The organism is Myroides odoratus, assembly GCF_965118575.1.
Classification (GTDB): Bacteria; Bacteroidota; Bacteroidia; order Flavobacteriales; family Flavobacteriaceae; genus Flavobacterium; species Flavobacterium odoratum_B.
The window spans coordinates 170,620-181,392 of the sequence record NZ_CBCPHW010000007.1 but is presented as its reverse complement, the minus strand read 5'-3'; the positions used below and the strand labels follow the sequence as shown (position 1 = coordinate 181,392).

4 protein-coding genes are annotated in these 10,773 nt (G+C 37.5%); 3 read left to right on the top strand and 1 reads right to left on the bottom strand.

Annotation, left to right across the window (positions count from 1 at the left end):
- The first annotated feature begins 37 nt into the window (after window positions 1-37).
- Window positions 38-7,648, top strand: a complete 7,611-nt coding sequence (locus ACMHJ2_RS08000; RefSeq protein ID WP_413512432.1) for a beta strand repeat-containing protein — start codon at window positions 38-40, stop codon at window positions 7,646-7,648.
- A 90-nt stretch (window positions 7,649-7,738) separates the two neighbouring features.
- A complete protein-coding gene (locus ACMHJ2_RS07995) occupies window positions 7,739-9,292 on the top strand; it encodes a hypothetical protein (protein WP_413512431.1) in 1,554 nt (517 codons plus the stop codon).
- 92 nt (window positions 9,293-9,384) lie between these two features.
- Here the strand turns inward: ACMHJ2_RS07995 and ACMHJ2_RS07990 are convergent, their stop codons facing one another.
- A complete protein-coding gene (locus tag ACMHJ2_RS07990; protein WP_413512430.1) occupies window positions 9,385-9,603 on the bottom strand; it encodes a putative signal transducing protein in 219 nt (72 codons plus the stop codon).
- A 140-nt stretch (window positions 9,604-9,743) separates the two neighbouring features.
- Here ACMHJ2_RS07990 and ACMHJ2_RS07985 point away from each other — a divergent pair, with 140 nt between their 5' ends.
- Window positions 9,744-10,766: a threonine aldolase family protein gene (locus ACMHJ2_RS07985; protein ID WP_413512429.1), complete on the top strand. Its 1,023-nt coding sequence runs from the start codon at window positions 9,744-9,746 to the stop codon at window positions 10,764-10,766.
- Window positions 10,767-10,773: the final 7 nt, after the last annotated feature.

Sequence of the window (10,773 nt, the reverse complement as noted above, 5' to 3'; positions counted from 1 at the left end):
AGGATTACCTTTAGCCGTAATCGATATTGCAGGAACGGTGATTGAGAATATTACGGAAATCTTAAACGATACAACCGTACAAAATGATATTTATACCACGGTAGCTGCACAAGGAAAAGCGACAACCGCTGCGGATGGTTCGATCCAAATAGACAATGGAGGTCAATCGGTATTGAGTGAAATGCAAATCTCTGTTGCCAATCAAGGTATAACACCTGCAAAAATTCAACCTGGAACCAACAAACAATTGTTACTCACAGATGCGAATGGAGCTGTTATTTGGGCAGATGCCTCTGATACAATTATCAAAGAAATTGTTGCGCAAAATGAAGTGGTAACGTTGTTGGTCGATGGAGGAGATGGTACTTTTACCTATTACAATGAAAAGGGAATTGATGCAGATGGAAACTTAATTTCAGGCCAAGGGGTGAAATTTGATGCTAATACGCTTAGAATTGAAAAAAATGCCGCAAATAGCTATGAATTTTACGATAAAACAAGTACGACAACCCCAATTGCAGTTATTGATGTAGCAGGTTCAGTGATTGAAAATATCACAGAGATTTTAAATGATACAACGGTACAAAATACTATTTATACAACGGTAGCGGCTCAAGGAAAAGCGACAACCGCTGCGGATGGCTCGATCCAAATAGACAATGGAGATCAATCGGTATTGAGTGAAATGCAAATCTCCGTAGCCAATCAAGGAATAACAACGACTAAAATCAAACCTGGAGCAAACAAACAACTATTGGTAACGGATGCAAATGGTCAGGTTGCTTGGGTAGATGCTTCTGATACCATCATTAAAGAAATTATTGAAGGAAATGATGTAGTTACTCTATTGGTTGATGGGGGTGATGGAACGTTTACGTATTACAATGAAAATGGAATTGATGCGGATGGAAACTTAATTGCAGGGCAAGGGATTAAATTCGATGCTAATACGCTTAGAATTGAAAAAAATGCCGCCAATAAATATGAGTTTTACGATAAAACAAGTGATACAACGCCAATTGCAGTTATTGATGTTGCAGGAAGTGTAATTGAAAATATTACGGAGATCCTCAATACGGAAGAGGTAAAAAATGAAATTTTTACTACGGTAGCAGCCAATGGCAAAAAGATGGCAAGCAATGATGGATCTATCGCAATTACAGGTGGCGATAAAGCGGTTTTAAACGGGGTAATTGTAAATATTCAACAAGCAGGTGTGAAAACCGACCATATTAAAGATGGCGCGGTTACTACGCAAAAAATCACTTCCGCTGGATCAGTAAAAGGAGCTATTCTTACTGCCGATGGATTGGGGAACACTGGATTTTCAGCTCCATCAGAAACAGTTAAACCAGCCATGCAAGGGGATTTAGAAGGAGAAGCAGGTGTAATTAATATTGTCGGTGGCGGTGAGAATGTTTTATTTGGCGATGCGAATAAAAAAGTCTCTATTGAAATTAATCAAGGGGGTATTACAGGAACACATATTGGTTTTGAAACCATTGAAAATAACAATATTGCCAAGCAAACGATTGGCGTAACAAAGTTAGATGCAACGGGAGAAACGGCAGGGAATGTAGCCACCGTAAAAGCGGATGGTACTGTTAGTTACCAACCTTTAACTTCCGCTATTATAACGGATAAAGGAGATATTACAACGGATGGTATTGTATCGGTTGATAATGGAACGGGTAAAGTATTAGGTAATGTTACCCTAGGCATCAACAACCAGTCTGTAACGGCTTCTAAATTAGATGCAACAGGTGCTGTAACGGGTGCTGTGGCAACAGCAAATGCAGATGGTACCGTAACGTATAAACCGCTAGAAGCAGAATCTTTAGCAGCAAAGGGAACATTGGCTACGGATGGAATAGTAACCGTTGATAATGGCACGGATAAGGTATTAGCGGATGTTACGCTAGGAATTAAAGACAAAGGGATTACAGCTACTCAAATAGCCGATAATACCATCACAAATGAACAAATAGCCCTTAATACAATTACAGTAGATCGCTTATCTGCGGGTAATGAACCGCCTAAGAGAGTGATGGTAATTGATGAAAATGGCATAGTGAAATGGGGTGAATTAGATGATCTTGTTACGGATGCAGCAGGTAATTTAACCACAGATAGTATCATTGAAATCACAACAGGTGACGGTGTAAATTCTCTTTTTAACGATGTAGGACTTGGTATCAAGGATGCAAGTATCACCAATCAAAAAATTGCAGATAAAACAGTTGAGATTGGCAAACTAAGCAATGCTGGTTCACAACCTGGTATGGTTATGGTAACCAATACAACCGGCGGATTTACCTATGTAGATAGAGAAACTATCGTACAAGCGGGTGAAGATTTAACTTTAGGAAATGAATTAGAATTTTTAGCAGGTAATGGCGTTTCAACGCTATTGGCAGAAGCTAAAATAGGAATTAAAGAGGGCGGTATTTCTACAGATAAAATAGGAAATCAGGCGGTTACACCAGCTAAAATTTCTTCTGTAGGTGCAGATGAAAATACAGTGCTTACTGCGGATGGAGCTGGAAATGTAACGTATAAGAAGATAAATGAAGCTGCTTTTGAAGGAACTGAAGCTGATTTAAAATCCGATGGTTCATTACTGGTACCACTAGCTAATAAAGCGGTATTAAAAGAAACGGTAATTGGCATTGCAAATTCAGGAGTTCAAACCGCACATATCTCAAATAAAGCAGTAACAGCAGCTAAAATAGATGCTCAAACGGCTGTAAATGGCGCTGTGTTAACGGCGGATGGATCGGGGAATGCTGTTTTTCAATCCTTGGATCAAGTGGCACAAGCACAGGGTAAAGTCCTATCTTCTACCGATAGTTCTTTGGCTATAACAGCCAATAATAAAGCTGTTTTGCAGGATGTAACTATTGACGTTGCATCAAGTGGAATTAAAAGTACACATATCGCTGCAATGGCTGTTACAGAAGATAAAATCGGAACCAATAAAGGAGCTGGTTTAGTATTGACTTCTAATGGGGCAGGTGGAGCAGAGTTTAAAACACTGGGACAGGTTATCGGTACTAATGGAAAAGCAATTGAAGGTTCTGCAGCTATCGCGGTTGAAGGTGGTGAACATGCAGCACTTGCTGATGTAACGATCGATGTAGTAGATGCTGGAATTACAGCGGCTAAATTGGCGGCTAATTCGGTTACTACCGCTAAAATTGAAGATCAAGCAGTAACGGTTAATAAGATTACTGGCGATGGTGGAACCTTACAACTTTTAGGGACAAACCGCGGAGGAGAAGTGAAATGGTTAAATGCGGATAGCGATATCCTAAAAGTAATTATCAATTCCCATGAAACAAGTACTGTATTACATGACAATGGCGATGGAACTTTTACGTATTATAATGAAAGTCAGATCGATAGTGAGGGCAATGTAATACCAGGTGCTACAGGAGTAAAGTTTAATGCCAATACACTTAAAATAACGCAAAACCCTACAGGCGTATTCACGTTTTTAGATAAATCAGGAACGACTCCCTTGGCTAAAATTGATACCCGTGCCAAATCAATTACTTTTGAAGATCATTCATCAATCGAATACAACAATGTAGAAGAAGCAATTTTTGCACTTAATCAAAAAATTGAGCATTTAGAAGAATTAGATATTCAAAAGGAAACGCTATCGGGGAATGGTATATTAGTTAATGGAAATGCAAACGCAACAGAGGCTGTATTCAAAGCAATCGAATTGAGTATTGCGGATGAAGCGGTTACACCAACAAAGATAAAAGGCGGAATTGCCAAGCAAATTTTAGTAACTAATGCATTAGGAAAAGCACAGTGGGTGGATGCAACTGATGATATCATTGAAGAAATTGTCAATACGCAAGAAAGACTTACTATTTTGCAAGATAATCAAGATGGAACATTAACTTATTTTAATGAGGAAGACGTTGATAAAAACGGTACTATTATAGGTAGTGGGGTTTCATTTAATGCTAATACACTTCGCATTGATTCAACAGAACCTGCAAAATATGTGTTTTACGATAAGTTGACGAATAATCCATTAGCAACGATTGATGTTCAAGCGGATGTAATCGAAAAAATAACAGAAATACTAAGTGATACAACTGTTCAAGAACATATATACACAACAATTGTTGCACAAGGAAAAGCAGTAGCTACAGATAATTCCATTGCAGTTTCAGGAGGAGAAAAAGCGGTTTTACAAGAGATGACTATTTCTCTTAGAGATGGGGGAGTTACCGCAGCAAAATTATTTGCTGGAGCCAATAAAGAAAACTTTGTACCTGTTGCACAAGCAGATGGTACGGTAGAATATCAGTCGATGGCTACCGTTTTACAAGGACATGAATTAGCAGTTGATAATTCTTTAGAAATTACTGGTACAGGAGATGCCTCTAAAGCCTTATTGCAAGCCGTTGGTTTACAGGTAAAAGAAGAGGGTATTGCGAATTCACATATTCAAAATCTGGCTGTAACAGCAGCTAAAATTGGTTCTGAATTGGCAGAAAAAGGAGAAGTACTTACTGCGGATGGTTCGGGCAATGCTGTATTTATTACCAGTGACGAAGTAATTGCACCAACTATGCAAGGGGATTTAGTAGGAACAGAAGGAATTATTGTTCAAGGCGGAGAGAATGTTCTTTTCGGTGATGAAGAAACAAGTGTAGTGGTCAAAATTAATGATGGTGGAGTAAAAGGGAAGCATATTGCCGCTTCAACTATTACGAATACCAATATTGCGGATCATACGATTCAGGCTCCTAAATTAACAGCAGGCCAAGGCTTAGAAAATAGAGTAGGAGTGGCTAATGCAGCAGGTGAAATTACCTATCAAATGTTAACTTCAGACATTATTATAGAAAAAGGAAATATTAGTACTGATGGTATTATTACAGTATCAAATAATGGAGTAGAAAAAGTATTATCTGATGTAACGTTGGGAATTGCAAATAAATCAATTGGAGCAGGTAAGTTAACTGGAGGTAATGCGCCAGCAGGAGCTGTAGCAACTGTAGGTTCTAATGGAGTATCTGTAACTTACAAACCCATTACAGCAGCTAGTATTTCTAATAAAGGAACCCTTACAACAGATGGAATTATTACAGTCGATAATGGCGTTGATAAAGTCTTAGAAAATTTTAGATTAGGTATTAATGATAAAGGAATTACAACGGCTAAACTAGCAGATGGTGCAGTATTAAATACACAATTAGGTGAAAAAGCAGTAACGGCTAATAAGATTTCTGCCGAAGGAATTACGGCGGCAAGTGTGCTTCTTAGTAGAGGTGATGGAGAAGTTGTATGGGGCGAACTAGGTGATATTGTTACAGATACAGCAGGGAATTTAGCCACAGATGGCATTATTCAAATGACCAATGGCACTGGAGAAAATACGTTATTAAAAGATGTTACCCTTAGTATTGCTCCTAACAGTATTACCAAGGATAAATTGAGCTCTGCTAATGGTGCTACCAATATGCCGCTAGATTATATTTTAGTTACCAATGGTCAAGGAGGCTTTGATTATGTGTTGAAAGAAGCGGTGCAAGCCGGTGGAGTTGACCTTGAACTAGGTTCTGCACTTGTATTTACTGAAGGCACAGATGGTTTAAATGCTGTATTAGCTCCAACATCTATCGATGTGAAAGTGGGTGGTATTGGCACAACTAAATTGACAGATGGTGCGGTAACTATAGCAAAAATTTCTTCTTCTGGAGCGGATGAGAATACAGTTTTAACCGCGGATGGATTAGGAAATGTAACCTACAAAAAGATAAATGAAGCTGCTTTTGAAGGAACGGAAGCAGATTTAAAATCGGATGGGTCCTTATTGATTCCAATAGGAAATAAAGCAGTATTAGCAGAGACGGTAATTGGTATTGCTGATGCAGGAGTGGATACGAAACACTTGAAATCGAATGCCGTTACAAATGACAAGATAAGCTCTACTGTAGCAGGAACAGCAGCTGCAAATGGCACTATTTTAACGGCAGATGGAAATGGAAATACAGCCTTCCAATCTTTTGAAACGGTTGCCGCTACACAAGGTAAAGCAGTGACTTCAACGGATGCTTCTCTTGCAGTGACAGCAAATAATAAGGCTGCTTTACAAGATTTAAATATCACGGTTGCTCAAGAGGGAATCAAAACAACTCACTTGGCAACAAGAAATGTTACAGCTGATAAAATAGGTTCGGTAGACAAAGAAAGTGGTTTAGTATTAACTACAGATGGACAAGGTGGTGCTGAATTTAGAAGTATTGGCGATGCACTTGTAGGAAGTGGAAAAGCTTTGCAAGGAGGAACGGGTATCACTATTGGAGGAACGGGTGCTGCACAAGCTTTATTAAAAGACGCTACAGTGAGTATTAGCAATGGTGGCGTTGGTGAAACGCAATTAGCGAGTAATGCGGTTACAGCTATCAAGGTAGCGACTGCAGCAATAACGGAAGCTAAACTGGCATCCAATGCAGTGACAACAGCAAAAATCGCTAATACAGCAGTGACCGCTGATAAATTAGCAGTGAATGCAGTAGTTACAACAAAAATAAATGCGGAGGCTGTTACAGATGAAAAACTTGCAACGAATGCAGTAACTACAGTAAAAATAGCAACAAATGCTGTAACAGAAGCTAAACTAGCCACGGATGCTGTAACAAGTGCAAAAATTAAAGATGGAGCCATTACAAATACAAAAATCGCAAATAACGCTGTAGGACAAAATCATATTTATGTTCAGAATATTTTAGAGAAACACTTTGGCAATAGTGCTGTTAGTGAAAGAGCGATTGCAAGTAATGCAGTAACAACAGCGAAAGTTGCAGATAAAGCGATTACGAAAGCGAAAATAAGTGCTGCTGGTGAAACCGTAGGTCATGTATTAACGGTAGAATCAAATGGCAATGTAGCTTTTAAAGCGCCAACAGGTCAGAGTACAACAGCAAATTTACTTGGAACGAGTACAATTAAAGTAACAGGCGGTACGAATGCTATTTTAAGTCAAGCAACACTTGAAGTTAATGGGAATTCTATTAAAACAGAACATATCGTAGACAGAGCAATAACGGCTGATGAACTTGATAACAATGCGGTTGAAACAAGTAAAATCGCCAATAAAGCGGTAACAAATGAAAAACTTGCCGATGATGCTGTTGGAACAAATCAATTGCAAATAGAATCCGTTTGGGGGAATGTAATCAAAGAGCAAGGAATTGAATCAGATCGACTAAGTTCTGTGGAGAATTCAAGTAATGCTCCTGAAGGTCATGTGCTGACTGCTGATGGAAATGGTGGTGTTTCTTTCCAACCTGCTTCAGGTGGATCAACTTCAGGTGGATCAGGCTTTTTCTATGCTCCTTCTTTTACGGTTGAGATTGTACCCGGTGCTACAGCAAGTAAAAATGTGTATGATATCTATAAAAACCAGTTTAATGGAGCTATAAAATCAAGATCAAGTGCATCTATACACACCTATGAGGCTAATCAATTGGATTATTTTGTAGTGTATTACGATGAAGATGTATTTGAAGATATAGCGATTAGCGAACAAGGTATTTTAACCTATAAGACAAAAAGAAATATAGAAATTACATCTAAAACGTACTTTAATGTTGTCATGCAACAAAAGGTAGACTAAATTAAATAGGCTATTTTAGACATTTTTTTAAAATAGCCTAAAATTAACTTGACCTTGACAACAACTAGTTTTGATTTAAGATAAAAAAATATGATAAAAAATGTAATAGTAATAGTTCTTGTTGTTTTGAGCTTGAATTCCCTTTCAGCTCAAGTAAAAGACAGACCTTTTCCCTATGCTTTATCACTGACAGGAAATACCAAACCCGATGAAATTGATGAACATATAGAAAATGCACCGACAGGAACCGATCGATATACCAAAGATGGAATCGTATTAACCGAAGATCAAGTAGAATTTTCTTTTAGTGGTTTTTATTTAAACGAAATAGAGTTTCCTTCCAATCACGGTATTATCGTAGAGTTTTCGTATGCTATGGCGGATGGAAAAAAATACGGCAATAGCTATGGTGATGGAATTAGTATGTTTTTATTTGATGGACAAAAAGATTTCTCGATTGGAGCACCTGGAGCAAGTTTAGGGTATGCCAATAAAAATACTTCCGTAGGAAATCAACCCGGTTTAAATGGGGCTTATCTAGGACTGGGATTAGATGTTTTTGGTAGTTATAAGTTACGCGGAAATAATGTTAATGAGCGTAGAGAAGGTATTGATGGTTTAACGTATAAAAATGAAACAAATCACATTACTTTGAGAGGAGGACAGTATAAAAATGATCGGTATAAAGGATATCCGGTTTTATTTACTGAACAAGTTGAATATGGTAATGAAAGCAGGCCCAATATTGCTAGTGCTTCTTTAAACTATAATACAGGAGATTATCAGACCAGTACATATAGTACTCCCGGTTTTTCGGAGTTGAGAACAGGCTACTATTTTGGCGATACCTATAATTATAATAGAGTAGAAGCTAAATTAATACCGATTAACAATGGGGCTAATGGAATGAAAGTATCTGTTTTCATAAAAAGTGAAAGATCAAGTGCCACTAAATACCCTATTCGGGATTTTATCTATCCTAATTCATTTAAAACCAGAGATGAAAATGGGACAATCTACAATTATGAAACACAAGTGCCAAGTATTTTTAAAGTTGGTTTTGCGGGTGGTACTGGCGGTGCAACTCAAACTCAGATTATCAAAGATGTGGTTGTAAATTTACCTTATGCTCCTATTACGCAAGATCGGGACATGCTTTTATGTCTCACCAATGGTGATGATAAAAATAATTCACAAAGTATTGTATCGCCCTTTTCATTAGATACCTTTTATGTTGGAACCATTGATAATCCAAGTAGTCAACAAGGAGAACGCAATGTGGATGTAACCTCTTTTCGATTTGAAGATGAAAATGGATTTAATATTAATACGGGTACAAGAATGGACTCTAATTTTTATATAGTGGAGTATCGACAATCAGGGATTGGATTATGGGAGTATTATTACGATCGTAGGTTGGGAAACACGCCCGCCAATTATTTATATTTTACGCCAGAAACTAATAATTTACCAGAAGGTGACTACAGTGTATATTATTCAGCTCACAGTAAAGATGATGGCAGTAATGGACCTTTTGCTGAACATATTTACAGGTGTAGACCCACAAAAATTACGGTAAAAGCAAGAGTGTGTAGTGCAGTAGTTAATCCAAATCTACCGATTAAAGTTCTACTAGAAGAGTAATCTGAAATACTAAAAAAGGGCTTGAAATTATCTTTCAAGCCCTTTTTAGATACATTAAATTCAAAAAAAAAATCGCTCCTTTTTGAATTGAACTATTCTTCAATATTGTTTTCTTTCAGTAGGTTTTGCGCTTTTTCTACATCTTTTTCTTCCACAAATACATGAACCGCTTTACCTAAAGTGCCATAACCTGCACTGCGTCCTGCTTCAATATCATCTCGGATAATATAGGCGATGTTGTTTTCTTCTAATAAGTTACGTACAGCTAAAACCATAACTTCACTGCCTGCATATAATTTTTTGTGATCCATATCTCGTTTATTTTTTATTAAAAGTACACTTTTTAAACTAAATAAACAGAGGATTATTTCTTTTTTTAGCAAGTTTCTCTCCGAAGTTTCCGAGTATTATAGGAGAAAGTTCTATTTTTACTCTTTCTAATAAATGCGATATGTACAATCTGAAAATAGACTATGCAGAAGGAGCTCATCCTGCAATTCTAGATAAATTACTAGAAACCAATTTTATACAACAAAATGGCTACGGAATAGATGATTTCACACTGGAAGCTAAAGCTGCTTTACGTGAGAAAATCAATAAACCCGAAGCAGAAATTTATTTTGTTTCTGGAGGAACGCAAGCGAATTTACTGGTGATATCTTCTTTATTAAGGGTTCATGAAGCGGTGATTTGCGCCAATACAGGACATATTTATGCCAATGAAACGGGAGCCATTGAAGCTACGGGACACAAGGTTATTCCAATTGAAACAAAAGAGGGGAAAATTACGGTTGACCAAGTAGAACAGACCCTAGCCTCCTTCCAATTGCGTCCGCATGTTGTAAAACCAAGGTTAGTTTATATATCCAATACAACCGAATTGGGAACCCTTTATACCTCTAAAGAATTACGCGCTCTTTCTGATTTTTGCAGAGCAAATGATCTTTTGCTTTTTTTAGATGGCGCCCGATTAGGACATGCTCTTACTGCTGCAACCAATGATCTATCTCTAGAGGAAATAGCAGATTTAGTGGATGTTTTTTATATAGGTGCAACAAAAAACGGCGCACTATTTGGCGAAGCAATTGTCTTCCCAAACCCAAAATGGGCACTTGATTTTGATTATAGTCTCAAACAAAAAGGAGCGCTCTTAGCCAAAGGACGAGTATTGGGTATTCAGTTTTTAGTACTTTTTCAAGACGACTTGTATTTTAAACTCGCACAAGATGCAAATAGAAAGGCAGATAAAATTGTAGAAGCACTCTATGAAAATGGCTATGCTTTTTTAGTAGAACCTGCAAGTAATCAGATTTTTCCCATTTTACCACTTGTACTTATTCAACGCCTACAGGAAGAATTTGACTTCTATGTTTGGAAACCAATTAATGCAGAATATGCTGCGATACGCTTAATTACCTCTTGGGCAACGGATGAAAAAATGGTAGATGTTTTTATTTCAATGCTAACTGAATAAGAATCAT

Coding starts and splice junctions, on each gene's coding strand:
- ACMHJ2_RS07995 (WP_413512431.1), top strand. CDS start 7,739: ATGATAAAAAATGTAATAGTAATAGTTCTTGTTGTTTTGAGCTTGAAT.
- ACMHJ2_RS07990 (WP_413512430.1), bottom strand. CDS start 9,603: ATGGATCACAAAAAATTATATGCAGGCAGTGAAGTTATGGTTTTAGCT.
- ACMHJ2_RS07985 (WP_413512429.1), top strand. CDS start 9,744: ATGTACAATCTGAAAATAGACTATGCAGAAGGAGCTCATCCTGCAATT.